Annotated in this window: 22 protein-coding genes; 11 read left to right on the forward strand and 11 right to left on the reverse strand. The window is 33.7% G+C overall.

What is annotated here, in order from left to right:
• Positions 1-9 precede the first annotated feature (9 nt).
• Positions 10-1,164 carry a diaminopimelate decarboxylase gene (gene lysA / locus M0051_RS00100; protein ID WP_306739509.1) on the forward strand — a complete coding sequence of 385 codons (1,155 nt, stop codon included), beginning with the start codon at positions 10-12 and terminating at the stop codon, positions 1,162-1,164.
• A gap of 51 nt (positions 1,165-1,215) precedes the next feature.
• On the opposite strand, the gene M0051_RS00105 is transcribed toward lysA, so the two are convergent.
• From M0051_RS00105 to M0051_RS00115, 3 genes are all read right to left on the reverse strand, one after another.
• Positions 1,216-2,310 carry a DUF6268 family outer membrane beta-barrel protein gene (locus M0051_RS00105; RefSeq protein ID WP_306739510.1) on the reverse strand — a complete coding sequence of 365 codons (1,095 nt, stop codon included), beginning with the start codon at positions 2,308-2,310 and terminating at the stop codon, positions 1,216-1,218.
• A gap of 95 nt (positions 2,311-2,405) precedes the next feature.
• Positions 2,406-4,610 (reverse strand): patatin-like phospholipase family protein, encoded by a 2,205-nt coding sequence (locus M0051_RS00110; RefSeq protein ID WP_306739511.1) that lies wholly within the window; start codon positions 4,608-4,610, stop codon positions 2,406-2,408.
• A 24-nt stretch (positions 4,611-4,634) separates the two neighbouring features.
• The gene (locus M0051_RS00115; protein ID WP_306739512.1) at positions 4,635-7,001 is read right to left on the reverse strand and encodes a GAF domain-containing protein; all 2,367 of its coding nucleotides are present in this window, start codon (positions 6,999-7,001) and stop codon (positions 4,635-4,637) included.
• A gap of 882 nt (positions 7,002-7,883) precedes the next feature.
• On the opposite strand from M0051_RS00115, the gene M0051_RS00120 reads away from it, so the two are divergent.
• The 7 genes from M0051_RS00120 (at position 7,884) to M0051_RS00150 (ending at position 14,942) form a co-directional block, all read left to right on the forward strand.
• The gene (locus M0051_RS00120) at positions 7,884-8,792 is read left to right on the forward strand and encodes an AraC family transcriptional regulator (protein WP_306739513.1); all 909 of its coding nucleotides are present in this window, start codon (positions 7,884-7,886) and stop codon (positions 8,790-8,792) included.
• A gap of 21 nt (positions 8,793-8,813) precedes the next feature.
• Positions 8,814-9,953: an MBL fold metallo-hydrolase gene (locus M0051_RS00125; protein WP_306739514.1), complete on the forward strand. Its 1,140-nt coding sequence runs from the start codon at positions 8,814-8,816 to the stop codon at positions 9,951-9,953.
• Between the two features lie 334 nt (positions 9,954-10,287).
• On the forward strand, positions 10,288-11,109 hold the full coding sequence (locus tag M0051_RS00130; protein ID WP_306739515.1) for an ion transporter: 822 nt from the start codon (positions 10,288-10,290) through the stop codon (positions 11,107-11,109).
• Between the two features lie 154 nt (positions 11,110-11,263).
• Complete coding sequence (locus tag M0051_RS00135; RefSeq protein WP_306739516.1) at positions 11,264-11,899, forward strand: hypothetical protein; 636 nt, start codon at positions 11,264-11,266, stop codon at positions 11,897-11,899.
• 77 nt (positions 11,900-11,976) lie between these two features.
• Positions 11,977-12,192: a hypothetical protein gene (locus M0051_RS00140; protein WP_306739517.1), complete on the forward strand. Its 216-nt coding sequence runs from the start codon at positions 11,977-11,979 to the stop codon at positions 12,190-12,192.
• Positions 12,193-12,334: 142 nt separating this feature from the next.
• Complete coding sequence (locus M0051_RS00145) at positions 12,335-13,942, forward strand: ParB/Srx family N-terminal domain-containing protein (RefSeq protein WP_306739518.1); 1,608 nt, start codon at positions 12,335-12,337, stop codon at positions 13,940-13,942.
• A gap of 109 nt (positions 13,943-14,051) precedes the next feature.
• Positions 14,052-14,942: a DNA adenine methylase gene (locus M0051_RS00150; RefSeq protein ID WP_306739519.1), complete on the forward strand. Its 891-nt coding sequence runs from the start codon at positions 14,052-14,054 to the stop codon at positions 14,940-14,942.
• A gap of 160 nt (positions 14,943-15,102) precedes the next feature.
• On the opposite strand, the gene M0051_RS00155 is transcribed toward M0051_RS00150, so the two are convergent.
• Both M0051_RS00155 and M0051_RS00160 read right to left on the reverse strand, forming a co-directional pair.
• Positions 15,103-15,393 (reverse strand): tetratricopeptide repeat protein, encoded by a 291-nt coding sequence (locus M0051_RS00155; protein ID WP_306739520.1) that lies wholly within the window; start codon positions 15,391-15,393, stop codon positions 15,103-15,105.
• 126 nt (positions 15,394-15,519) lie between these two features.
• Positions 15,520-15,696: a hypothetical protein gene (locus tag M0051_RS00160; protein ID WP_306739521.1), complete on the reverse strand. Its 177-nt coding sequence runs from the start codon at positions 15,694-15,696 to the stop codon at positions 15,520-15,522.
• Between the two features lie 406 nt (positions 15,697-16,102).
• On the opposite strand from M0051_RS00160, the gene M0051_RS00165 reads away from it, so the two are divergent.
• Positions 16,103-16,714 carry a flavin reductase family protein gene (locus tag M0051_RS00165; protein WP_306739522.1) on the forward strand — a complete coding sequence of 204 codons (612 nt, stop codon included), beginning with the start codon at positions 16,103-16,105 and terminating at the stop codon, positions 16,712-16,714.
• A gap of 238 nt (positions 16,715-16,952) precedes the next feature.
• On the opposite strand, the gene M0051_RS00170 is transcribed toward M0051_RS00165, so the two are convergent.
• The 3 genes from M0051_RS00170 to M0051_RS00180 all read right to left on the reverse strand — a co-directional run bounded on the left by M0051_RS00170 (position 16,953) and on the right by M0051_RS00180 (position 21,093).
• Positions 16,953-17,414: a DUF4293 domain-containing protein gene (locus tag M0051_RS00170; RefSeq protein WP_306739523.1), complete on the reverse strand. Its 462-nt coding sequence runs from the start codon at positions 17,412-17,414 to the stop codon at positions 16,953-16,955.
• Between the two features lie 198 nt (positions 17,415-17,612).
• Positions 17,613-19,961 (reverse strand): DUF5916 domain-containing protein, encoded by a 2,349-nt coding sequence (locus tag M0051_RS00175; RefSeq protein WP_306739524.1) that lies wholly within the window; start codon positions 19,959-19,961, stop codon positions 17,613-17,615.
• A 319-nt stretch (positions 19,962-20,280) separates the two neighbouring features.
• Positions 20,281-21,093, reverse strand: coding sequence for a prohibitin family protein (locus M0051_RS00180; RefSeq protein WP_306739525.1), 813 nt, complete (start codon positions 21,091-21,093; stop codon positions 20,281-20,283).
• Between the two features lie 190 nt (positions 21,094-21,283).
• Between M0051_RS00180 and M0051_RS00185 the strand changes: the two genes are divergently transcribed.
• Positions 21,284-22,156, forward strand: coding sequence for a nucleoside phosphorylase (locus tag M0051_RS00185; RefSeq protein ID WP_306739526.1), 873 nt, complete (start codon positions 21,284-21,286; stop codon positions 22,154-22,156).
• 92 nt (positions 22,157-22,248) lie between these two features.
• Complete coding sequence (locus tag M0051_RS00190; RefSeq protein WP_306739527.1) at positions 22,249-23,094, forward strand: transglutaminase family protein; 846 nt, start codon at positions 22,249-22,251, stop codon at positions 23,092-23,094.
• Between the two features lie 53 nt (positions 23,095-23,147).
• Here the strand turns inward: M0051_RS00190 and rny are convergent, their stop codons facing one another.
• The 3 genes from rny to M0051_RS00205 form a co-directional block, all read right to left on the reverse strand.
• A complete protein-coding gene (gene rny, locus M0051_RS00195; RefSeq protein ID WP_306739528.1) occupies positions 23,148-24,680 on the reverse strand; it encodes a ribonuclease Y in 1,533 nt (510 codons plus the stop codon).
• Between the two features lie 183 nt (positions 24,681-24,863).
• Positions 24,864-25,154 carry a cell division protein ZapA gene (locus tag M0051_RS00200; RefSeq protein ID WP_110361748.1) on the reverse strand — a complete coding sequence of 97 codons (291 nt, stop codon included), beginning with the start codon at positions 25,152-25,154 and terminating at the stop codon, positions 24,864-24,866.
• Positions 25,155-25,163: 9 nt separating this feature from the next.
• Positions 25,164-25,460 (reverse strand): hypothetical protein, encoded by a 297-nt coding sequence (locus tag M0051_RS00205; RefSeq protein ID WP_306739529.1) that lies wholly within the window; start codon positions 25,458-25,460, stop codon positions 25,164-25,166.
• Positions 25,461-25,552 lie beyond the last annotated feature (92 nt).

Raw genomic sequence — 25,552 nt, forward strand, 5'->3', positions numbered from 1 at the left:
AATTGAATCATGTTCAACAGTACAAGAATAGATCAATTCAAAAATATTCCCACTCCATTTTATTATTACAATATGGAGTTATTAGAAAACACCTTGGATCTTATCAAAACAGAAGCATCCAGGTATGGATATCATATTCATTATGCAGTTAAAGCCAATGCCAATCCTAAAATCATGAAGTTAATTCAGGCTTATGGATTTGGTGCTGATTGTGTGAGTGGAAATGAAATAACAAGATCATTGGAAACTGGTTATACAGCTGACAAGATTGTTTATGCGGGTGTAGGAAAATCAGATCGAGAGATTCTAACAGCACTTGAGGCTGGCATTTTCTGTTTCAATTGTGAATCGATACCAGAAATCGAATTAATAAATGAATTGGCGGAGCAAACCAATAAAACAGCAAGAATTGCCATTCGAATCAATCCTAATGTGAACGCCAATACACATCATTACATCACCACCGGAATTGAAGAGAATAAATTTGGAATTAACCGTTGGGAATTCGAATCAGTTTTAGAAACATTAAAACAATCAAAAAATATTGAATTGATTGGTTTGCATTTTCATATTGGTTCTCAAATTACAGATTTAAGCGTTTTTAAAGGTCTTTGTCTTAGAATTAATGAGATTCAAGAGTGGTTTAAAGAACGTCAAATATTGGTCAATCATATTAATGTTGGAGGTGGATTTGGTGTGGATTACAATCATCCTGATGAAAACCCAATTCCTGATTTTATTACCTTTTTCGGAATATTTGATGAGTTTTTAAACCTTGCTCCTAACCAGGAATTGCATTTCGAATTGGGTAGATCAGTAGTTGCACAATGCGGTAGTTTAATTTCCAAAGTTTTGTATGTAAAAAATGGGGTAAATACAAAATTTGCTATACTCGATGCAGGAATGACTGAACTATTGCGTCCGGCACTGTATCAGGCTTATCACAAAATTGAAAATATTAGTTCGAATGGCCAAGAAGAAATTTATGATGTAGTTGGTCCTATCTGCGAATCATCTGATTGTTTTGGCAAAGCTGTTAGTTTACCCACTACAAAACGTAACGATATTATTGCTCTCCGTTCTGCAGGAGCATATGGCGAAGCAATGGCTTCCAGATACAATCTTAGAGACATCGCTGAATCGGTATTCTCTAATGAAATGTAGTGTGATTATTAGTTTGGATACAAAGGCAATATTCTACGGAGTATTGCCTTTTTATTTAAATCCAATTTGCTTAAGAAGAGATTTTGAAGGAACAACAAACAAGGTCAGATTATAGAACATCCCCCCTTTGGCATAGGAATCAATGATATTATCCTCATTCGTTAATTTACTTCCAGATAAACTAAGCGTGCTATTTTTATTTGTAACATCAAAATTGATATTACTTCTGTATCCTCCTTCAAAAGACAACCATAGCCAATCAGTAATTCCTTTTTCTATTTCAAGAGAAAAGTTTATATCCGATCTACGAAATTCTAAGGTTTTAAAATCACTTAATGCAGGATTATCCGGGTTCAATATTTCCTCACTTTGAGTCTGTTCATCAAAATGAATACTGTAACTTCCTCCCTTTAGGTAAGTTTTAGCACTGATAAAACAAAGTTCCGAAGGCTGATATCTTAATTTAATTTTAGCAGGAAGAAAAGCTACAACTCCCCATTTATCAGCAAAAGTATGATTGTAAGCAAAAATTGGAAAAACCAGTGGATCACCAAAAGTATATGAAAATGCAACTCCAAGTCCCCAAGATTTATACTTATTAACTTTCCATCCAATCACAGGAGAAACTTCCATTTTTAAGAATGTGTATTTGCTAACGTCTCCAATGTGTTCTTTCCAGTAATCTCCTCTTAACTTCGCATTAAAACGAAACATGAAATACCTATTCCTTTTCCATTGAGTCATAAGGTACAAACTACCTCCTAAACTCTTCATATTTTTATCATGCAAGCTCCGATAAAATGGATAGCTTATATTTTTACTGTCTTGAAAATGAATTTCTTCATCGCTATACTCAATACTTCCAGCAATTTTTAGATTCTTTTTTATCAAAATCGGAAAACGCAATTTGGTTTTAAAGATTCGATTATAATCAATTTTGGACTTCCCATCACCATAGATTTCCGATTTAGATCCCACATCAAAACCAGTCATTCCAGTATAAGATGCCTCGTATCCTCGAACAGGTTCACTACCAACAACACTAGGGTTCCAGTCATAATGGGTTGAATCCGAATACAACTGTGCAGAAACACAATTTCCCATAATTAAAAATGATAGAAATATAAACAGTTTCCTCAAACTCATAGTGTGTATTTTTTACTTAATGCAATAACAAAAAAAACAATTAACACTTTGATTCAAAATACGATTATAATTGATTTGTTGCAATTCATATAATATTAAAACCAATAACCAAGACTCACATAGTTTAACACTTTATCCTTTTTATTGGAATACATCAATGAAAATTCCATTGGACCAATAATACTGTTATACGAATAGGTAACACCAACTCCACTAATCCATTCTCCTGTACTTAATGATTCATTTACATCTTCGGTAATTTTACCAACATTTGCCTTAAAAATCAAATAGTTATTCTTAAATAACTCATATTGAAAATCTCCTCTAAAAACAAAAGAATTTGTAGATGCAACTTCCATTCTTTCTAATCCAACAAACGGCATTTGAATATCAAAGTAATCTGTTTGGTCAATACCTCCTGTATATGTCATAAAGAATTCAGGAATATTCTTACCCCAAATCACTCGCCCATAGAACTTTGGGTAAACCGTAAATTTATCCGAAATACTAATTGCTTTCTGAACTTTTAAATAAGCAATTGAAGCAGGTCTTTCCATACCATCCAAACTTGCTCCATTATTTGTAACAAGTTTATATTCTCCATATAGACTAATTCCTCTCTTAGGATAATAAGCCTTTTCATGAGAGTCTAACCTTAAGAAGGTATAATATGAGAAAAAATAATCATCGGTCCCCTCCAGTTCAACATCGGGTAGGCTATAGTTTGATTTTATTTTATAATATTCAGCCTTGACCCCAACACCTACCGAGTAAGATTCCTTTAAAATAGAATGAGTATTCAAATCTAATTTGAAATAATCTAAATCATAGTTTCCAACTTTTTTGCCATCCTCGAAACCATCAACCCGCCAATCATTATATTCAGCTTGTAAAGTAAGCCCCGGTTTTAAGCCGTTATCAATTGCATAAGTTGTTACAAATCTTGGATTTTCGGCCAATTTTAAATCAAAAGACAAATGCGATCCACTTCTCAGTTTATTTCTAAAAGTAGTATTTAATAGAACTCCCGCTTTGTTATCTGAATCGTATCTTAATCCTACATTAAACCTCTTGGTAGTTCTCTCTTTTACCCTAACCTGAAGCGATTTGGTTTTATTCCCAATTAATTTAAAATCCACATTATCGAAATATCTACTACCAAAACTTCGGTTTATCCCTTTCTTTAGCTGTTGCAATGAAACCTCTCCAGGAGTGTCCAAGTTCAACTTACCAGCAAGCAAAGATTTGCTAACTTCGTTTAATCCTTCAAATTCTATATTTTTAACGAAGTAGGTTGTACTATCAACGGGAGGCTTGTATTTTTTTATTTTCTTCTTTTTTAGTTGATATTTTTCTTTTAATTCTTTCAGCTCAGAAATATACTTTCTTCCAACTTCTTCCCCTTTTCGAATTAAAGAATCAGCTTCGTTAAAACTCCCTACGGAATAATTATTTATATCAGGTTTAATGTACACATCCACAAAATCAACATTCTTCTTGAATTCATTCAAAGCCATTAAAGAAACCGTTTGATTGATAATGTCAAGAAATGAGTTTAATTCTTCCTTAGATTTCGGTCCCGATTGCACATCAACGCCAATTACAATATCGGCTCCCATATCAATTACTTCCTTTACAGGAAAATTATTTACCATCCCCCCATCAACCAGTAATCGTCCATCAATTTCAATCGGTGAAAATACTGTTGGTATAGCCATACTGGCCCTCATGGCTTCGGGAAGATAACCTTTATCAAGAATTACGGCTTCTCCTGTTTCAATATCCGTAGCTACACATACAAAGGGAATTGGCAGATTTTTAAAGTTAGTTACATCATGATAATCTATAGATAATCTCTCAAACAAATTGATCACATTTTGCCCTTTAACAATTCCACTAGGCAATTGAATTCCTTTAGGTTTTATAGGAAAAGACAGCACATGGCGTTCATAATTTTGTTTCTCATGAAATGGAACATATTTTCTGGAAATTTCATCAGCCAGCAATTTATCCCAATTTTGGCTTAGAATCATCTCTTCAATCTGATTAGCCGAGTACCCAATAGAATAGAAACCTCCAATAATACTCCCCATGCTCGTACCAGAAATGTAATCAATAGGGATTTCTAATTCATCGATAATTTTTAATACACCAACATGAGCAAATCCTTTGGCACCCCCACCACTTAGAACCAAGCCTATTTTTGGTCTCTTTTTATTTTCAAGCGTATCAGATTTAAGTTTAGCTGATGATATAAAATTCAGAGATATAAAAAGGATTACTAGTAATGAATGTTTCATTCTGTTATTTTGTTCAATTTGAATTTAATTTTCAATTTTTAAATCTTCTGCAAGTTTCAAAACATCCTTCTCCTTCCCATTCTTCACTTTAACTCGAATTGCTCTCAAACCATATACTCCTTGTAAATCTTCCAAGGTATGATACTCTATTTGGTCTTCAAAATAGCCAGCTGAAATCAAGTACTCCAAATATCTCTGATATTCCGCCATTTCTTTTTCCTGACTAAAAATTATAGCCAACATCCCCGGTTGGGTTAATCGCTCATCAGTTCCTTTAATTTTAGCCTTATCAATTCTCTTCTTCACAATTTCATAACGAATATTGTAAGCACCATCCACATCAAACTTCTTCTCATCCTGACGGAATCGTATTGCCAAAGGCTGACTATGAACCAAAATCAATCCTGTTGTATCCATTGGTATTGGCAGAGATTTTTTTAAAGCTTCAGTTTTTCTAGCCAGCTCAGCACTTACAATAAGTTGCCACAATCTCAGATTCTTAAGGTAAATTCTGTCAAAATTTAAATGATTCGCTATACTTTCGCCAATATAAATATTGTGCTCAACCCCATCCGTTCTGTATTTTTCAAAATAGTGAGGAAACATTGCCTGAGCTTTTTCTTCTTCCTGTTCTAGGTAATTTGTTACACAATCATTAATAAGACCCAAGCTGTCCTCGAAATCTTTCCTTCTTTTGTATACCAGATTTAATCCTGGGTTGATATTTTCTTTGTAATTATCTATGGCAAGAATTACTTCTTCTCCATTATCTTTGAAGTGAGGGAATAGTGGCTCAACCTCATGTCTGATAAAATTCAACACATTCATTTCATCTCCTGATGACAAGCCCTTTTTAATACCGTCTTTGAAATAGTCAATTTTATAAATTAACTGATCGTAAATTGGCATACTATTAATGGCATTCACACTCGATACAACATTCCGTATCAGTTCCAATTGCTCCAATAAATCATCCTGAATTGTTTGATTTCGGATTACTGAGGAATGTCTTACATCAATCGCGCCATATAAAGGGTAAACATTTGGGAAAACGATTTCTTCCATTTTAGCAGATTCCCCTTTTGCTTTCTTCAACAACATATTAGAAGCCGCCTGAGTAAACCTCCATTCCACACTTGGATGCAAAGCGGTACACTCTTCTTTAATTATGGCTTCTATCTTATTCTGCAACTCTTCACTGGTTCTTTGTATTGCAATTGAAAATACAGGAATGATATCCTTAATAATACGCAATTTAGAAAATGTAATATCATACGCCTTGGTAGAGCCGAGTTCCATTACACCTACCATCTCATCTTCATTATAGAGAGGCACAACTGCTATGTTTCTTATGCCCTCATCAAGCAAGGCTTTCTCTACTTCATTCAGATTTTCTCTTTTAGAAAGATCATTGATTAGGATTGGAGTACCTTGCTCACCAGCTTCTTCATAAATGGTTTTCCTATAATCTTCACAACCAAAACGATCTGCACTTAAAAATCCATGCCAAAAGTCAGAAGGGTTTTCAACATTCCCTTCGTTCATTCCAAATGCAATTATTCCCAGTTTTAGGTTTGGTAATTCAAGAAGAGATCTGATATTTTGTTCTAATTGATTAAAATTATTTCTGTTGATGATTGAAGATTTCTCCAACAATTGAGATTTAAGGGATGAAATCACTTCTATCTGGCTAATATCAACATATCGAAATGGTAAAAATCCTGAGAATTTAAACTGATCCAACGGCAAGGTTTCCAGCCAAAAATCCATATCCAAAGGATTATTAATCATTTGATGCAACTGCTCTTCACTAAGCTTAGGTAGTTTGCCAGTATAGGTAATATCAATACAAGACTTCTCAACCTCAAGTTTATAATATTTTACCAGATCGTTGAGCTTATCCGTCACCTTATACATGAAAAGGTATCCAAGCCCCAACTCAAAATTATAATATCGCTTTAGAATCATAGAATAAGCATAAAAAAGCATCCCAAATGTCTTAAAACACTTATCCTGATCTTTTTGCTCAACCATTTCAACGATCAAGTTTTCATTTCCATATAATTCCAGGTATTTAGGGGTAAAATAAAAGTTCTGATCATCAAAAGGTGTAGCAACAACCCCAATTTCTTCACGATATTGAACAGGAGTAAAGAAATACCCCATTAAAATATGAATCTCATCTTTGAATTTCTCAACATCATTTACATCAAAATCTGCACGTGCTAATTCAGGTTTCTCCTCTACTAATTTTAAAATAGCCTCACCTTGGATATCAAGACTGCCATTTATTTTTTTTTGTTCTTTTAACTTGTTAATTAATGGAACAAAACTCAGAGTTTTTTTAAATGGAATTTCCTCTATGTTAAGCTTTAAGCGATCCAGTTTCATAATATTTATATATTTCCCCAATTTTCAAACTACTAAAGTAGTTCTTTTTAAATCCCTGTAAAAGACAAAAGCGTCATTCTGTGAAACAATTAAGTCATTTTTAACATCTCTGTTCTAAGATACAAAAATGCGGATAGAAACCCCACCGTGTCAATCCGCATGATATTAAACTCTTCATTTAATTTTCTTATTCCAAATATACTTTAAGATGGGTGATAACGGACTCTATTTACCTGCAATGGTTTTTCTGGAAGGATTGAATTGCCAAATCAAGTTCTTTATAATTTTAAACATTACAAATAAAGTCTCGAACTGCATTTATGATGATGGAGACTGCTAAAATAAATCTCCTTTTAAAATACACTCTTCAATTAAAGCAGATATCAAAAAACCCCGAGTACTACATCTCGGGGTTTTTTATCTATGAAAAAATAGGCCTGTGGCCTAACTGGATAAACAATTTTTCTCTTTAATCATACCTATAACAGCTTCATTTAAATATGGGGTGACAAAAGGATTAATTTTTTTGTTTTTTTTAGCTTATTAAGGAATTAAAATTCAACCCATAAAGCTTGGTGCCTGGCACTTTTATTTCCACTGCTATATTCACGATTGGCAGGTTTACATTTAAATAAACTCTATGGAACTCAGGAATAGTTTTTTTTGTATTCTGATTTTCACATTTATACACAATCAGTAATTTGTATACAAGCCTCAGTAATTGGTATAAATCATCAAAAATCGTAAACCGTAAATTTGTAACTACGATCATTAGCAATTTTTTGTACTGGGTAAATTCTCCATCGATATCAGTAGGAATTAACAATTCGATGGGGAATAGTTTCCAATTATCTGACTATATTAAGACAAAACAATAAAGAAATGAGCGACATTATAAACATCCAGACCATATCGGAACTTCATGATATAATGGGATTTGAGAAGCCCCAGCACCCATTAATTTCTATTGTAGATTTTTCGAAGGTTGAACCTATAAATTTAGGAAGTAATGTTAAAGTGGTTTCCTCCTTGTATTCGGTCATGCTGAAAAGTGCCAATTGTGGGCATTTAAGATATGGACGAAAAACATACGATTTTCAAGAAGGAACTCTCTTCTGCATGGCTCCAAACCAGGTAATTACCAAAGAGAACGTAGATGAGTCTGATGAATATTCGGGATGGGGGTTGTTTTTTCATCCTGATTTAATCCGCAAAAGTGCTCTTGCAAAAAAGATTCAGGAATTTACTTTCTTCTCATACGAAGTGAATGAAGCACTTCACTTATCAGATCAGGAAAAGAAAAACCTTTCAGACCTTTTAGAAAGAATTAAAGATGAATACTGTGCTAATCTTGATCATTTTAGCAATGATGTAATTCTATCGAGTCTGGAACTGTTTTTAAACTATTGCAACAGGTATTATGGCAGACAGTTTATTACAAGAAGCTCCTACAACAAGGACATTTTAAGCAAACTGGAAAGCTTACTAAAAGATTACTTTAATACCGACAAAGCAGAACAATTTGGCATTCCAACCGTGAAATATTGCGCCGAACAATTGAATTTCTCGCCCAATTATTTGAGCGACCTAATTAAGAAAGAAAGTGGCAAAAGCGTGCAGGAACACATTCATTATCGATTAATCGAAAAAGCCAAAACTAAATTACTGAGTACTACCAACTCGATTAGCGAAATAGCCAATGAACTAGGCTTTGAATACCCACAGTATTTTAGTAAAATTTTTAAATCGAAAACTGGTTTATCGCCAGTAGAGTACCGCAACTTAAATTAGAGTTGCACCAAGAAAATAAGAATGAAAAGATTGAAAAAGATGGGAATAGGATTAGGAATTTTATTGTTGATTACCTGTATTATTGGAGTTTCATTTATTTATGTCAGTCCACAATTTGGACGAAGAGCAAATGCTACACAGAAAAAAGCCTATGCTCTGCTGCCAAACTATAAGGATGGAAAATTCATTAATCGTGAAAAGATTGAAATGGAAATGAGCATGCGCTCTTTCTCTAAAATGTTTCGCGAAATGCTGAGTCCCGATCCCAACGTAAATCCAAAATCGAATGTTGAGGTAGTAAGTTTAAATTCAGATAATTTAGAACTTAAAGCAGATTCTATAAACGAAGTAATTTGGCTGGGACACTCTTCTTTCCTGATCAGGCTAAATGGCAAAACCATTTTGCTAGACCCGGTATTTAGCGAAAAAACCGGCCCACATTCCTTCTTTGGAAGAAAGAAATACAACAATCAGATGCCAATCGATTTAATCGACATTCCACATGTTGATGCAATTTTTATCTCTCATGATCACTACGATCATTTGGATTATTACAGCATTGTAAACCTAAAAGACAAAACTGATAGATTTTTTGTTCCACTTGGCGTTGGCAATCACCTAACATCGTGGAAAGTTGATGAAAGCAAGATTCAGGAATTCAATTGGTGGGATGAAAGTTCTTTCGAAGGAATCCAATTCGCTTTTACTCCTACTCGTCACATGTCTGGCAGGGGATTGGCAGATCAATCATCAACACTCTGGGGGTCGTGGGTATTAAAAGGAAAAGACAAGAGCATCTATTTTAGTGGCGATGGCGGATATGGTGAACATTTTAAAGAGATTGGCGAAAAATATGGCCCTTTCGATATTGGTTTAATGGAATGCGGACAATACAATAAGCTTTGGGCCGATGTACATATGATGCCCGAAGAATCGGTTCAGGCTGGTTTGGATGTAAAAGCAAAAAGAGTCATTCCAATCCATTGGGGTTCGTACCGATTGGCAAACCATGCATGGACAGAGCCTGTGGAAAGATTTAAGACAAAAGCCAAAGAACTTGAAGTTACCATACTAACTCCCCGAATTGGAGAAAATATTAATTTAAACCAACACGATTTTTCACAATCCACTGAATGGTGGGTTGAAATCGCAGGCAAGTAAACTTTAATTTTCAATTTGATTGAGGCTGTTCCTTTTGGGACAGCCTCTTTTTGTTGTCGTACAATTTATACCATTTAAATTTCAAAGTGAGTTTTAACGAAACTGTGGAATATTAAATTGAAATGCCGATATAATTAGTTAGTCTTTTGGAGTAATACCAACAAAAGGCTCATACTAATTAATAATCGGTATTATATCAAAACAACAATTCTTCATACAATTTCTGATTTAACAAAAATTTGAATATTTGCATAAGCTTTGTAAATTTGATCAGTCGCCAACAAACTACTTAAATTTTACGCTGCTAGCCCATACAAAACCTATTAAACAACCCATGATAAAAAAACTGTTCCTAAACGATAAAATAATTCTCAGCCTAATCCTGTTTAATGCTATCCTGTTATTTATAAGCGGTTTTACCCTTTCTGAGTTTCATACATTTTTTATTCACACTCTGGATAATCTAATTACAGGCTTGTTTTTAATTGAATTGGGTATTAAACTCAATGAGTTTGGTTTAAAAGGTTATTTTGCTTCCAATTGGAACAAGTTAGATTTTGTACTGGTGATTCTCTCCATACCCGCATTTGTTACCTTCATTTTTCATGAACATGATTCTGACATCAGCTTCTTGTTGGTATTTCGATTAATGAGGGTTTTTAAATCATTCCGATTTTTAAAGTTTATTCCTGGTGTCGATCAACTATTCAAAGACATTAAAAGAGCCCTAAAGGCCTCGGTTATTGTACTAATCGGATTTGCCATTTACATTTTCATTATTGGCGTATTCTCCTTTTACCTGTTTGAATCAAGCGCGCCGCAATACTTTAAGAATCCACTGATCTCTCTTTATTCCATATTTAAGATTTTTACTGTAGAGGGATGGTTTGAAATACCCGAAGAAATAACTCAAGGCTACTCTCCTACGGCAGCCTTTTTCACTTATTTCTACTTTATTTTTATTCTTCTTACTGGAGGTATTTTTGGTCTGTCCTTAGTAAACTCCATTTTTGTTGATGCAATGGTGAGCGATAATAACGACGAACTAGAGAAGAAAATTGACAATTTGGAAAAAAAGATAGATGTATTGCTAAAGCAAAATGAATCTCACAATGGCGTTCCAAAACAAAAGGAAATCATAGGTCATGAGAATTGATTTCCTAAAGAATAGAAAACAACAAAATTTACTTATAGACCAAAAAATAATTGGTCTTTTTTACATGATAACATAATTAAAATGTCATAATTTTGGTTGCTTGGGATGGTTGTTATTAGCTTTGCATTTCTAAACACAAAAGTTAACAAAAACCATGAACGAACTTTGGAATTTTATATTTAAGTTTCTTAAAGACAGAAAAGTCTCAAATACCGTATTAGCTATTAGAATAACATCGGTTATTGCATTAGCTTTTATACTAAACGACCACTTTGGATTTACGTACAATTACTCCAAAAATCAAAAATTAACCCAAATAGAAAAAATTGAGAAAATTAAAACCAATAAGGGCATTGATCCTAAACTTAAGTCTGAGTTAAATAAAATCGAAAAAGAAATCTTACACAGAAAAAGCTTATTAGACTCGACAATTGAATTCATTTCTTTTGTCGGATACGAAGATTACAAATCCATTAGATCGCAAGCTCCAATAAAACACTTTATATCTGCTATTTCAGTTTGGGCAATTCTGTTTATAATAATTGTGATAGCACTATTTATAGGAGAAGATAAATATGATCCTGAAATAATACTTGGATTAATAGCTATTACTCCTGCATTTCTTTTCTTTGTTTGGTTATTCCAATTTCTATTAGGTTACATTCCTGCTATACCAAACAATCTAGAATTAAACTACTTAATTAATATATTTATTCAAATTACAATAATATCCATATTAGCATTTAAATACAGGCATATATTTCTTGAAGATGAAATCGAAGAAGATTAAAATTAACTTAATACAATTTTGATAGCAAATACACAATTTGTACATTTGATTAACATTAATCTTAAACACATAATAAAATGCCTAAAAAAATAAGTGAATTATTAAGTATAGTTAAAGCGGGAGGCGGAATTAGCATTGATGCTGAATCATATCGCCAATCAGAATTAATAAATTTAGTCCAAAATTCATATGAAAAGACTACTATTATAATGCGTAACTCATCACCCAAACGCACCTCTGAATTAGAAGAAATAGCAAGAAAATCATTTGGTAAAGTTATTTTTGAATTCTAATCAACTCACATGCCTGGATAACGAAAGATAGAGTCATATTGGAATTGAATTTTAAAAATCTTCTTAATGCCCTTCTTTCATTTATTATATCTACCAGACATAAAAAAAAGAAATAAAAACTATCACCCAAAATTAAAATTACATGATCGACTATAGTAAATGGCCAAAGCATTTTAGAGCAGTTTCAAATATACACCTTGATCGAAACAACCCAAGACTACCTGAAGAGTTACAAGGGAAAGCCTCTGAAAAACAAATTATTAATCATCTTATTGAAGAAGAAGGGTTAATTGGATTAGCTCGAAGTATTTCGAAACATGGTTATTGGCCAAATGAGATGCCTTACATTGTTAAGGAAAGAAGTCGATTCGTAGTAATTGAAGGTAACAGGCGCGTTTCTGCATGCAAAGTACTGTTGGATCCGATGCTGGCACCCAAAAACAAACAAAAAACTTTTATAAATCTTGCAAAAAACATAAAACCTGCTTTATTAAAAAAAATAGAATCAATAATAGCTCCATCAAGAGATGATGTTGATATCATCATTGAAGCAAGACACACCAATCCACAGATAAAACCATGGGGGGTAATTAAAAAAGCACGATTCTATTACTATAAACTTACTCAGGGTGAAACAATAGAGAGTTTAGAAAAAAAGTTCCAAACTAATGAAATTACTGCTTATGTAAGTAGATATTTCATGTATGAAGAAACTAAAAAGTTAGACCTCAATGGTGAATTGAAGGAAAAACTAAATAACGAAACATCATTTCCTTTAACCAATTTAGAACGAATATTTAATTTTAAATCAGGTAAAAAATTCCTTGGAGTATCATTTAATCCAGATGGAACCTTTAACAGACATATTCCTGAAGATGAATACACCAACCGATTGAAGTTTATCGTAGAAGGATTACTTGAGAACAAGTTCAACTCAAGAACTATGAATAAAGATAAAGAACTCAAATCCTACCTAGAAGACTTTTTTAATAATGGAACTTTTGACTCATCAATTAAGATGGACAAAGAAAACATCAATGTTACCTTAAATGAAATTGGGCAAGAAGGTTTGGAAAGCAGCCTGCCTTTAGAGGATCAAAATACTTCAACAAAATCTAAACGTAAACCCAAATTAACAAGAAAAAACTACCTTATTCCCAAGGAATTCATTTGTAACACTGGCATTATTCGTATCGATACAATTGCAGATGAGCTACAAAATAAATTATCTCTAGACAAAATGCCTAACGCTGCTGCAATTCTATTCAGAAGCTTTTTAGACATGATTACCTATAGGTATATATTATCAAACGATCTCCTACCAGAACTAAAAAAGATGAAAAGTAAAGAGATCATGAAAAATCATAAAGCAATAGGAAAAAAAATTCTTAAAGAGTTAGCATCTCTTGAATTCAAAATAACATTAGATCCAAATAAAGAATTTCCTAGAAGTTTAAATGGAGGAGTTCCTAAAGATTGGCTGCCTTCCTTAATGATAATGCTATCATTCATTGTGGAAAATCAGATTATTGAAGATCCCAAACTTCATCATGCACTAAAACAATATATAAGCAAAGGAAATAAGTTTTTAAATCATCACGATTTTAATCTTTTTGTTCACAACGAATTTGTTATACCAAATAAAGATGAATTAAAAGAATTATGGGATAACTTATCCGGTGTTATTCAAATATTAATAGAAGATTTAAACAAAAAAAATATAGAAAAACAACAACCTCAATTAAACTAGCAATTACAACATTTAAGTGGTAGGTGTGGAATTTTAATTCTCCAGACTAATATTTTAATTAGTCTATTACATAGAAAAATTGTTAATTTGCACCCGAAAATTGAATAATATGGCTTTTACCTCACGCAATAGTCCTCTTAGATATCCTGGTGGAAAAGGAGTAATTGGAGGATTCCTTGAATCTATAATAGAATCTAACAACCTAAAGGGATGTGACTATTTTGAACTATACGCGGGTGGAGCTGGTGCTGCGCTTTATCTTTTATTAAATGATGTTGTGAAAAACATCCACCTAAACGATGCTGATATACACATATATGCGTTTTGGCATTCTGTATTACACCATCCAGAGGAGATTATTAAAAGAATTGAAGAAACGCCTGTCACAATGGAGGAATGGCATAAAAACAGAGAGATTTATGCCTCTCCTGAAAGTTTTGATTTGATCTCACTGGGCTTTTCCACTTTCTTTCTTAACCGAACTAATCGCTCTGGAATACTAGCAAAGGCAGGACCAATAGGAGGTTTAGAACAAACAGGAAATTACCTAATCGATGCACGATACAACAAAAAAAATTTAATCAAACGCATTGAAATAATTGCAAACAAGAAAAACAATATTACAATTTCCAATTCTGACTCGTTAGAATACCTTAACAATAACCGAGAATCATTAGAACAAAATAACACTTTTTTATATTTAGATCCTCCTTATTACAATAAGGGAAAAAACTTATATCTCAATTTCTACACTCACGAAGATCATCAAAATTTAGCATACTACCTTTTAAACTTTAGAAACGCTAATTGGTTAGTTTCTTATGACAATACACCTCAAATAGTTGATCTTTATGGAGACTTACCAAAAGCCTCATTTGATTTAAAATACACATTACAAGATAAGAAGGATGGCAAAGAACTTCTTGTTTTTTCGGACTCATTAATTCTTCCAGAAACAATAACTCTAAGTAAAAAAGAAAAAGCTTTATTATATTTATAGCAGAAAATTCACTACTATAAATGAAAGCCCTCTACACCTTTGTCTACAGGTGAATATACAAATATATTTCAATAGACATATATTAAAATCAAACCTGTGAGATAAAAAATCGACGTATACTCAACAAACAATAGTTCTAGTAGATTTATGTTTGATCTCTCTATGGATTGTAAAGATCCGGATTAAAGAAATCCATAATCGATTTGATCATCTCGATTTTAACATTGGCTTTTTTGTGTTCGGAATCCAAATCGGTAGTGTGTAGGTATGCACTTAGTGCTTCTGGCAGGTTCCCCATTTGATGGTACAATTCACCAATTTGAAACTGAGCCTCAATATTTTTAGCATCAAGCTCCAATACAGATTTGTACATTTCAATTGCTGCTTCATATTTTTCTGCTTTGGCCAACTCTGCAGCTTCCACCATTAATTTTTCCACTTCCTTACTCATGATGTAATCCTTTACCTAATGGATAAAATCTCAATTTAATTTTGAGCAAATGTAAGCATTAGCCTTTACCAATCAAAGCATGTAGCAAGAAGTATGTGCAGTTTATTAAACATTACAGGATATTCTTCAATCTCCCAAATGCATTGAATTGATCTTCAAGTCTACTGAATTGATCTTAGCACCCACTGAATGATATTTCAAGGCTACTGAAACGATCTCACCATCTATTGAATAAGGATCAAAGGCCATTGAATGGATCTCACTGGTCGATGAATTATTTTCATCACCTAATAAATCAGACACACATCCTATTGAAACGTCATCACTCTCTACTGAATTAAAATCACAGTCTACTGAAACGCAATCAGCTCCTTATAAATGAAATTCTCCACGCAATGAATTAATCACAAGCCCTTTTGAACCATACTCAGAGCATACTGAATCACCCAAGGTGTGAATTGAACGATTCTTTCAGTCTACTGAAAAGAACAACGCCTTCGCTGAACCATCCTCGCAGCGAACTGAATCATCCTCGCAGCCCTCTGAATAAAACTTACCTTCTTCTGATTTCATCTTCAAAGCTGTTGATTTCTTCTCGATGCATTCCGAACCGAACTCTCATTAAGTTATCACATCTCCATGTCCATAAATTGTACTATCGAGTCTATTTTGTAAGTTTGTACGTTGAATTAAATCAAGCAAAATAATAATGGCAAAACAACATTGGAAACCGGGAACCATGGTTTATCCCATACCAGCTGTAATGGTTAGTTGCGGATCGAAACCTGAAGATTACAATATCATAACAATTGCCTGGACAGGAACCATTTGCAGCGATCCTGCAATGTGTTACATTTCGGTGCGTAAGAACAGACACTCTTACGATATCATTAAGGAATCGGGAGAATTTGTAATCAATTTAACAACCAAAAACCTGGCCTATGCTACCGATTGGTGCGGAGTTAAATCGGGAAAGGATTTCAATAAGTTCGAAGAAATGAAGCTTACTCCTGCTCCATCGAAAGAAATATCGGCACCTATTATTGAAGAATCGCCATTGAGCATTGAATGTAAGGTGAAAAACATTGTTGAATTGGGTTCGCACGATATGTTTATTGCAGAGGTGGTTAATGTGCAGGCTGATGAAAGATATATCAACGAGAAAACGGGCAAGTTCTTGCTTAGCAAAGCTCGTCCTATTGCCTACTCGCACGGTTATTACTTTGAACTGGGCAAACTGATTGGGCAATTCGGGCACTCGGTGATGAAAAAGAAGACCAGAGAAATGAAAGGAAAAAAGGGGAAGGCTAGAAAGGCCTAAAGAGAAAGTATAAAATACAGGTTCTTATTTTATTTATCTTGTAAAGACAGCATTAATGCTGTCTCTACAACAATTACAAGTTGTAAATCCGAGGCTGTGTCATGGATCTATGTTTTAATTATTCTTTTCATCTCCCCGGAGTATTATGCTAGTCCAACAGCATAATGATCTATAAACATGATATAAACTGAAAATACCGGCCTTTTGAGCCGGTATTTTCAGTTTATATCGTTTCTGCTTATCTAATTCTATCCATTGAGCGAATCATTGCTTCATCTTTTCCAATTCCTCTTAATGCCAGGTAACTTAAGATTAAAGCTACCAAAGGAAATGCATTGATAATGCTATAGCTTGCAATCGCATTTAATTCACCTGCCTGACTGTTGATGCTGAAGTAAATTAAACCCATTGCACCCAACATACAAATCATGTTAAAGATGGTAAGGCGAATTTGAATCATTCGCTTTTTAAACAAGAAAATGGTAATTAAACTCACCAGTGCAATCACCGATAATAAAATTGCTACTGGGTAGGCAATAAATATTGCAGGAGCACCTTCAGTAACTGCAGGAATTCCCCTGTACAAAAACTCGTAAGTTTGACCTGCAGTATCAATTAATTCAGCCAATGGGAAAAAGAACATGATCCCAATTAAAATAAAGCTTCCCAACAAGTATAAAGATTGTATTCTTTGTATCATAGTTATTAATTTTTGTACAAATTTAATTTTAAATTAAAAAGCAGCAAACTTTCATTTGCTGCTTTTATCGTTATTACTTAACACTAACTAATCACACTTAAAAATTGCTTTTGAAGAAGTTCCCCTAAAACCCTTCAAAACTAAACTCATAAGCTTTCACGGAAAGTTAAGGCCCGTAAAATTTAAGTAGGTTTACCATTAACCTTTTCTCTTTAAGGACATGTAGTCGATATAATATATTAGTTTAACCGAAAAGCTATTAAGCTGTGTTGCGTCAAACGTATCTTTCAAATTGTCTACAAAACCATGTCTGATTTCATCTTGTGCATCACGAATTGAACTCTTCCAAACCAGAGCTAACTCACTACCTGGTGCAAATCGCCAATTGTACACCATATCCACATTAAATGTGTTGAAATTTACATCGTGGTTTTCATTGTAATCAGAGTCGGCAACTCTCCCATTGTCCATTAGTGTATAGAAATCCTTGTATTCGGCTTTTGCCCAATAGTGGCGCATTCTAAAACTCAAAGATGTTTTGTTGTTAAAAATATAATTGGCCGAGAGTTTATTCTCTAACCTTGCTGTATTTCTATTTCCTATGTAAACGGTGGTTAAATCATTAATATCCGTTTCAGAACTTGCATAACCAAGCTCATCCAGATTTCTACTCCAAGCTGTCTCATATACCATTAATAACTTATCGTTTACACGATATCTAGGTGAAACTTTAAGTCTGAAAGATTTTAGATCATCCGTAGACATACGAACACCATAGTTCGCATCTATGTCCAAGGCAAAAGCTTTTCTATAATCTGTCGAAATCCAAAGGCCAGCAAATGTTGATGAACCTTTTCTCAACTTCATTCCAGAAACCCGTGGCTCTTCATAATCATATCTGTGCATAGGACGGGTATTTCCATAAAATCCCATTGCAAAATGATCGCGAAACTTTAACCTGGCATTATAGTAAAGTGAAATACTAGTATATCTACGTGGCTCATATCTGGCTTCATGATGTATTTGAAACCTGGCATGGCGTTGAATAACCGCCCCTTTAGGCTCAAAATTATCGTAGAAAAAGTTCAAATTATTATTAATTTGATTGTTACGATACAAAAAGCCCAAATCATTAGGATTGTATTTATCTGTCATAACTCTGTGAAAATAATTCCAAGTAAATTTTCCTTGAATTTTTCCAACCTGAACCTCATGCATGTATCCTATTTGATCTTTGGATTCATCCTGATATCTCTGAGTAGCAATTACCTTCCCTTTCACATTGTGTGATCTTTTTTCATTCCGGAAATCGAATTCGGTACCAGTAACATTTGCAATATAATCCGTTTCGGGTATATAAACATTGGTATTGAATAAACTTACAAACGATTCATTTTTCAGGCTCTTATCAACCACCAACATATTGTAATTGGTAAATGGTTGAATTTTTTCTTTGCGTGATTCACCCGTAACAGTATCCTTAATACTTGCATAAGTATTTCTGTTCATTGCATTAAGCACACCAATTCCCAGTCCTTTTGAATTTCTACCAGAAACCTTGGTAGCATTAATAATTTTTGCTTTTGCAGGATTATCGGTAACTATTTCATTTTCGCCCAGATTATCGTAAACATCATATGCATATCTAGGTTTGCCTCCAATACGTCTGGAGTAAAAAACACCACCTCTGTTAAAAAGCTCTGTTGCTTCGGTAAAGAATTGGCGTTTTTCCGAAAATTTTGTTTCAAAAGGTGAAAGATTCAATACTTCATCATCCGATTGCACTTGACCAAAATCAGGAATCAACATCATATCCAGAGTATAACTTTCGTTGATGCCATATTTTAAATCCATTCCTCCTCTAAAATTTGTTTCTCCTTTCGATTCATCAGAAAATTTATCATAGTAAGCAGAAAAATAAGGAGTAAAAGACAAACGAACCGGAGGTTCTACATTTTCCACACCACGAAGAACTCCACTTTGATTAATCCATCCATCTTCTTCTTTGTCAATAAAGTTCCAACTTGTTTTCTCTCTATCTCTCTGAATATTTCGAAGAAAATTTACACCCCATTCCTGTATTTCTTTACTTGGAAATCGCAATGCCGAATAAGGTATTTCAATCTCTGTAGACCATCCGTCTTCATGGATGCTTGTTGCACTATTCCAGACAGCATCCCAACTGGTATCTTCACGACTTTTTACAACTTTTGCATCCCACTGAACACCTGAAGCTGTAACAATAAATTCAAAAGCATCTAATCCTGAATTAAACGGATCTATTACCAGGGATACAAAATCTGCATTGTTTATTGCATCTCTTTTACTTAGTGTCCTTAATATTTTCTCTGGTTCTGGATCGTACATTTTAGCACCAACTATAATTGAATTGTTGGTATAAATAAATTTTACTTCTGTTTTGTAATTTGTAGCTGCTCCATTATCTGGTTCCATTTGTATAAAATTATTGGCTACAGGCACACCTTTCCACACAGAATCATCAAGAATTCCATCGATTAAAGGTTTTTTTGATACTCTTATAGCCATAATTTCTTTCTTTGGTTGTAAGGCGAAACTTGGTAATACCAGAATAACAATTAATAAGGTTGATAAAATTTGTTTTAACATGGTTGATTTTAGTTTTCTTTAATGGTTGGTTGAATGTTTCAATAGCATTTGCGTTACTTCACTTATCATGCCATCATTTTTTATTTTTTGATTATTAATTATTTGCACTATTTTCTATACGATTAAAGTGAACGCTCACGTGACAATAGCTGTACGCGTACGAACGAAAAAAAGTCGCTTGCAAACGCAAGCGACTCAAATTTATCAATTATAACTTTTAGCTTTTTTTCAGAAACTGTTAATTATTTCCTAAAATCAATGGCATTCCATCTTTTCCACTTCCAATAACTATAACTTTCGAATTTGGAGATTCTGACAACTTAATAGTTGCTTCAATTCCTCTCATTTTCAAAAGTGATGGAGTTAAACTGCTATTGATAATCTTATTTGCTCTAGCTTCCCCTTCAGCTGCAATTCTTTTTCTTTCCGCTTCACTTTTTTCCTTTTCCAATTTAAACTGGTAAGCCAAAGCTTCCTGCTCTTGCTGCAATTTGCTCTCAATGGCAACCTTAATTTTCTCTGGTAAATTAATCGAACGAATCAAAAGAGCTCTCATTTGAATGTTGTTATTCTTCAACACCATAGAAGTTTCAGTAATAATAGCTTCTTCAACTTCTTTTCTTTTGGTTGAATAAATCTCCTCAGCTGTATATCTACCCGCAACTTGTCGAACCGAAGAACGAACCTCAGGAATTACCAATTGGCTGATATAATCTTTACCAAAGATCTCGTGCAAATACCCAATTTTATTATAAAGTGGGTTAAAACGAACCGAAACATCAATGTTTACAGACAAACCATTCTTATCCAAAACATCCATAGTTTCTTCACTTTTTTGTTCTCTCACATCGTAAACATGCATATCGTTCCATGGAGCAATAATCTGGAATCCTGGCATATAAACATTATCCTTATCCAATCCACCAGAAAACTTTCTAAAAATTACACCTCGCTCACCAGGCTGAAGAGTAATGAACATACTTGATCCTGATAAAATTAGGATAATAGCAAAAAATGCCAGTACAATTAAAAAATAGGGTTGCTTCTTCATGATCTTGTATTTATAATTTTTATTTATGATTCTATTTTCATTTAAATATAGCACAATAATATAATAAAAATCGATTTTAAACACTTGTTCATGCTAATTACAGCAAAGAAATCGAAAGATTACATTTTGTTAGTTTGTAGATTAAAAAATTTTCTATAGTTTCGGCTCCTTGCTATCAAATTTTTTGAATATGGAAAAAATTAAATCATCAGAACTAATTATTAATCCTGACGGAAGTGTATTTCACTTGCACCTTCGTCCTGAACATTTAGCCGATACGGTTATTTTAGTTGGAGACCCAGGAAGAGTGGAATTGGTTGCTAGCTTCTTTGATGAAGTGGAATGCACAATTTCTAATCGTGAATTTGTTACCACAACTGGTACCTATAAGGGAAAAAGATTCTCTGCACTATCAACTGGTATTGGAACCGATAACATCGATATCGTAGTAAATGAGTTAGATGCTTTGGTTAATATTGATTTAGAAACCAGAACACCTAAAGCAGAACACAAAAGCCTTAATTTGGTAAGAATTGGAACATCAGGAGCTCTTCAAGGTAATATTCCTGTAGATTCATTTTTATTATCCAATAAATCAATTGGATTCGACGGGATGCTAAACTTTTATGCTGATCGTGACAATGTTTCGGATCTTGATTTTGAAAAATCTTTTAAAGAATTCGTTAATTGGGATGCTAAATTGGCTTCACCATATGTTGTTCCTGCATCAGAAAAATTAATCGACCAACTTGATGGAGAGGATATGATTCAAGGTGTAACCATATCTGCCAACGGATTTTATGGCCCACAAGGTAGAGTTTTGCGTTTACAAACTCTAGATCCTGATTTAAATGATAAAATTGAAAAGTTCGATTTTAAAGGCGAAAAAATCACCAATTACGAAATGGAAAGTTCTGCCATTTTTGGATTGTCAAAAATGCTAGGACACAATGCTGCTGCGGTTTGCGCAATTATTGCCAATCGTATCACCAAAGATGCCAGCAAAGATTACAAACCAACAGTAAAACGCTTAATCAATACTGTTCTTGACAGATTGAGCTAAGTTGGTTTTGGCCTAATTTTCAAATAAATAGCCCGTAAGATTGTTTTTACTTACGGGTTTTCTTATATTTATTCGGGCCAAAACCTTAAGTTATGAACGAGAATAAACTCACCGCTCTATTATCTTTACTGGATGATCCTACACCGGAAATCTATAAAAGAATCGAAAATGAGTTGATTAACTTGCCAGTTTCTGCTATTCCTCAACTCGAAGATTATTGGTTGGATTCCAAAAGTACACTGCTTCAGGAACGACTAGAACAAGTCATCAATAAAATTCAATTTACTCATGTAAAAAATGAGTTAATTACTTGGGGAAAAACCGATTCTCAGGATTTGATTGAAGGTGCCATTCTGGTCAACAAAAGCTATAATCCAAACTTGATTACTGATTCAATCAGGAAGGAAATCGAGAAGATTAAGAAGGATGTGTGGCTAGAATTGAACGATCAACTCACTGCACTGGAGAAAATCAAGATTCTCAATCATTTTTTCTACAACATTTACAACTACCAGGCATTATCGCCCAATCAACCAACAAATTGGGATGGAGATATTGGTACAGTCTTATCACAAAAACAAGGCAATTACATTATCATATCCATAATTTATGCAGGTATCGCACAGGAGTTAGGAATTCCAGTTTATGGAATAAACCTAACAGATAGTGTGCTTTTGTGCTATATAGATAAAAATGCCTCCAATAAAGACGAGATTCTTTTCTACATCAACCCAATTGACAGAGGTAAAGTTTTTGGTAGAGCAGAATTACAATTCGTTATCGAATCAAAAAAAATTGTAAATCGTCCAAAGTATTATAAAGCAACCAATAACTCAAGCCTGATAAAAAGGCTGGTAAAACACAATATCAACGTTTACAAAAAACTCAAACTAACTACTCACGTGCCAAATTTTAAAGAACTTTATAAGTCTATATAAATAAAAACCCGCTTCAAATTGAAGCGGGTTTCTCTTTCTATTTAATTGCTTTATTATTTAGCGTAATTGATTGCACGTGTTTCACGAATTACTGTAATCTTAACCTGACCAGGATAAGTCATTTCATCCTGAATTTTTTGTGCAATATCCAATGATAATGTTTCAGCTTCCTTATCGGATACCTTATCACTACCCACTATAACTCTTAACTCACGACCTGCCTGAATAGCATATGTTTTAAGCACTCCAGGATGAGACAATGCTAAGTTCTCAAGATCTTTCAATCTCTTGATATATGATTCAACAATCTCACGACGAGCTCCCGGACGTGCACCTGAAATCGCATCACAAGCCTGAATAATCGGAGAAATCATAGATGTCATCTCAATTTCATCATGGTGAGCACCAATTGCATTACATACATCAGGTTTCTCTTTGTATTTCTCAGCCAACTTCATACCTAAAATTGCGTGTGGCAATTCTGGCTCATCATCTGGCACCTTACCTATATCGTGAAGCAAACCAGCTCGTTTAGCTCGTTTAGCATTTAATCCAAGTTCTGTTGCCATTATCGCACACAAGTTTGCTGTTTCTCTGGCGTGTTGCAACAAATTCTGTCCGTAAGATGAACGATATTTCATTTTACCAACCAAACGAATCAATTCTGGGTGTAAACCGTGAATTCCCAGGTCGATTGCAGTACGCTTACCTGTCTCAACGATCTCCTCTTCAATTTGTTTACGTACTTTATTTACAACTTCCTCAATTCTTGCAGGGTGAATGCGACCATCTGTTACCAATTGGTGCAATGCAAGTCTTGCTATTTCTCTACGAACTGGATCAAAACCAGAAAGAACAATTGCTTCAGGTGTATCATCTACTATAATTTCAATGCCTGTAGCAGCTTCCAAAGCTCGAATATTACGACCTTCTCGACCGATAATTCTACCTTTAATTTCGTCTGATTCAATATGGAATATGGTTACCGAATTTTCAATTGCAGTTTCAGTAGCTACTCTTTGAATTGTTTTTACAACAACTTTTTTAGCTTCCATATTAGCAGACATTTTCGCTTCTTCCATAATCTCATTCACATAAGACATGGCTTCAGTTTTTGCCTCCTCTTTCAACGAATCAATCAATTGGTTTTTAGCTTCATCAGCAGACAAGCCTGAAATTTCTTCCAGCTGCTCAATTTGCTGTTTTTTAGCTTTTTCAAGTTCTGCAGACTTTTTCTCAACCAAATCAATTTGATGATTCAGATTCTCACGAATCGCATCAGTTTCTTTCTTCTTACGCTGAAAATCATCAATTCTTTGGTTTAAGGTATTTTCCTTTTGTTTGATTTTATTTTCAGCAGCTAAAAGCTTGTTATTTTTAGAGTTAATTTGCTTCTCGTGCTCAGTCTTCAATTGGAAAAACTTCTCTTTTGCTTGAAGAATTTTGTCCTTCTTAATCACTTCAGCCTCTGTCTGAGCTTCCTGTATTATTTTTTCGCTCTTCGATTTGAGAGCTTTTTGCAATATAAAATATGCAAGTATCCCACCTACAACAAAGGCAAGAATTCCTATTATTATTTCAATCATATTATAGAATATTAAGTCAATACTAGTTATTATACACAAAATAACCCGCACCATCACTCAAACCAATAAGCTTATCATATCAAACGATTCCCAAATCCAAAGGAAATCACACAATATCAACAAGTTAAAAGTTCAAGGAATAATGCGGGTTATTACTTTTACTATTTAAAAGAACGTTTTTTCTTACTCTTTTTCCAAAAATTCACTCAGCTCGCGCTCCATTGCCTTTAATTCATTGTACACTGGTGCAACATCTGTCTTATTTTCCAATTCAATCACTTTAATTACATATTGCAAAGAAGCCATCGCCAGAAAATCCTGAGTATCTTTATCTTTATATCTTTGTTTGTATTGCATAACTTTCTCATTAATCATTTTTGCGGCCTTTCTGATCACCTCCTCTTGTTTGCGATCAATATTCAAAGGATAGGTTCTATCCGCAACATTAACTTTAATTGAAAGTTTGTTATCCATAAACAAATTCTATCTGTTCAAAAGAGCAATACATTTATCAATCTCCCGCACAATTCGGTTTATTTTAAGTTTAGCTTCATGAGAATCTTCACTATTAGAAGATAACGTTTTGGCCAACTTTAATGTATCGTAATGATGTTCAAGTTCACTTTTTTCCCTCGAAAGATTTTCTACTTTTTCCATAAGCTCCATTTTCTCATGAATTAAAGTCTCCTTTTCTTCCTTGGATTTCTTGTACAACGAAATAAGTTCGTCAATGCGTTGCTTTAAACTTATTATAATTTCGTTTGATTCCTGATCCATCATTCTAAATTTCTTTTACAAAATTAACATTGCTGAGAAGATTATCAAATTTATTGGTTTGTATTTTGGCTTAAGCTTCCTAAAAAAAAGCTTTT

Origin of the sequence: Marinifilum sp. D714 (assembly GCF_030851345.1) — a bacterium.
GTDB lineage: Bacteria > Bacteroidota > Bacteroidia > Bacteroidales > Marinifilaceae > Marinifilum.

Coding starts and splice junctions, on each gene's coding strand:
- lysA (WP_306739509.1), top strand. CDS start 10: ATGTTCAACAGTACAAGAATAGATCAATTCAAAAATATTCCCACTCCA.
- M0051_RS00105 (WP_306739510.1), bottom strand. CDS start 2,310: ATGAGTTTGAGGAAACTGTTTATATTTCTATCATTTTTAATTATGGGA.
- M0051_RS00110 (WP_306739511.1), bottom strand. CDS start 4,610: ATGAAACATTCATTACTAGTAATCCTTTTTATATCTCTGAATTTTATA.
- M0051_RS00115 (WP_306739512.1), bottom strand. CDS start 7,001: ATGAAACTGGATCGCTTAAAGCTTAACATAGAGGAAATTCCATTTAAA.
- M0051_RS00120 (WP_306739513.1), top strand. CDS start 7,884: ATGAGCGACATTATAAACATCCAGACCATATCGGAACTTCATGATATA.
- M0051_RS00125 (WP_306739514.1), top strand. CDS start 8,814: ATGAAAAGATTGAAAAAGATGGGAATAGGATTAGGAATTTTATTGTTG.
- M0051_RS00130 (WP_306739515.1), top strand. CDS start 10,288: ATGATAAAAAAACTGTTCCTAAACGATAAAATAATTCTCAGCCTAATC.
- M0051_RS00135 (WP_306739516.1), top strand. CDS start 11,264: ATGAACGAACTTTGGAATTTTATATTTAAGTTTCTTAAAGACAGAAAA.
- M0051_RS00140 (WP_306739517.1), top strand. CDS start 11,977: ATGCCTAAAAAAATAAGTGAATTATTAAGTATAGTTAAAGCGGGAGGC.
- M0051_RS00145 (WP_306739518.1), top strand. CDS start 12,335: ATGATCGACTATAGTAAATGGCCAAAGCATTTTAGAGCAGTTTCAAAT.
- M0051_RS00150 (WP_306739519.1), top strand. CDS start 14,052: ATGGCTTTTACCTCACGCAATAGTCCTCTTAGATATCCTGGTGGAAAA.
- M0051_RS00155 (WP_306739520.1), bottom strand. CDS start 15,393: ATGAGTAAGGAAGTGGAAAAATTAATGGTGGAAGCTGCAGAGTTGGCC.
- M0051_RS00165 (WP_306739522.1), top strand. CDS start 16,103: ATGGCAAAACAACATTGGAAACCGGGAACCATGGTTTATCCCATACCA.
- M0051_RS00170 (WP_306739523.1), bottom strand. CDS start 17,414: ATGATACAAAGAATACAATCTTTATACTTGTTGGGAAGCTTTATTTTA.
- M0051_RS00175 (WP_306739524.1), bottom strand. CDS start 19,961: ATGGCTATAAGAGTATCAAAAAAACCTTTAATCGATGGAATTCTTGAT.
- M0051_RS00180 (WP_306739525.1), bottom strand. CDS start 21,093: ATGAAGAAGCAACCCTATTTTTTAATTGTACTGGCATTTTTTGCTATT.
- M0051_RS00185 (WP_306739526.1), top strand. CDS start 21,284: ATGGAAAAAATTAAATCATCAGAACTAATTATTAATCCTGACGGAAGT.
- M0051_RS00190 (WP_306739527.1), top strand. CDS start 22,249: ATGAACGAGAATAAACTCACCGCTCTATTATCTTTACTGGATGATCCT.
- rny (WP_306739528.1), bottom strand. CDS start 24,680: ATGATTGAAATAATAATAGGAATTCTTGCCTTTGTTGTAGGTGGGATA.
- M0051_RS00200 (WP_110361748.1), bottom strand. CDS start 25,154: ATGGATAACAAACTTTCAATTAAAGTTAATGTTGCGGATAGAACCTAT.
- M0051_RS00205 (WP_306739529.1), bottom strand. CDS start 25,460: ATGATGGATCAGGAATCAAACGAAATTATAATAAGTTTAAAGCAACGC.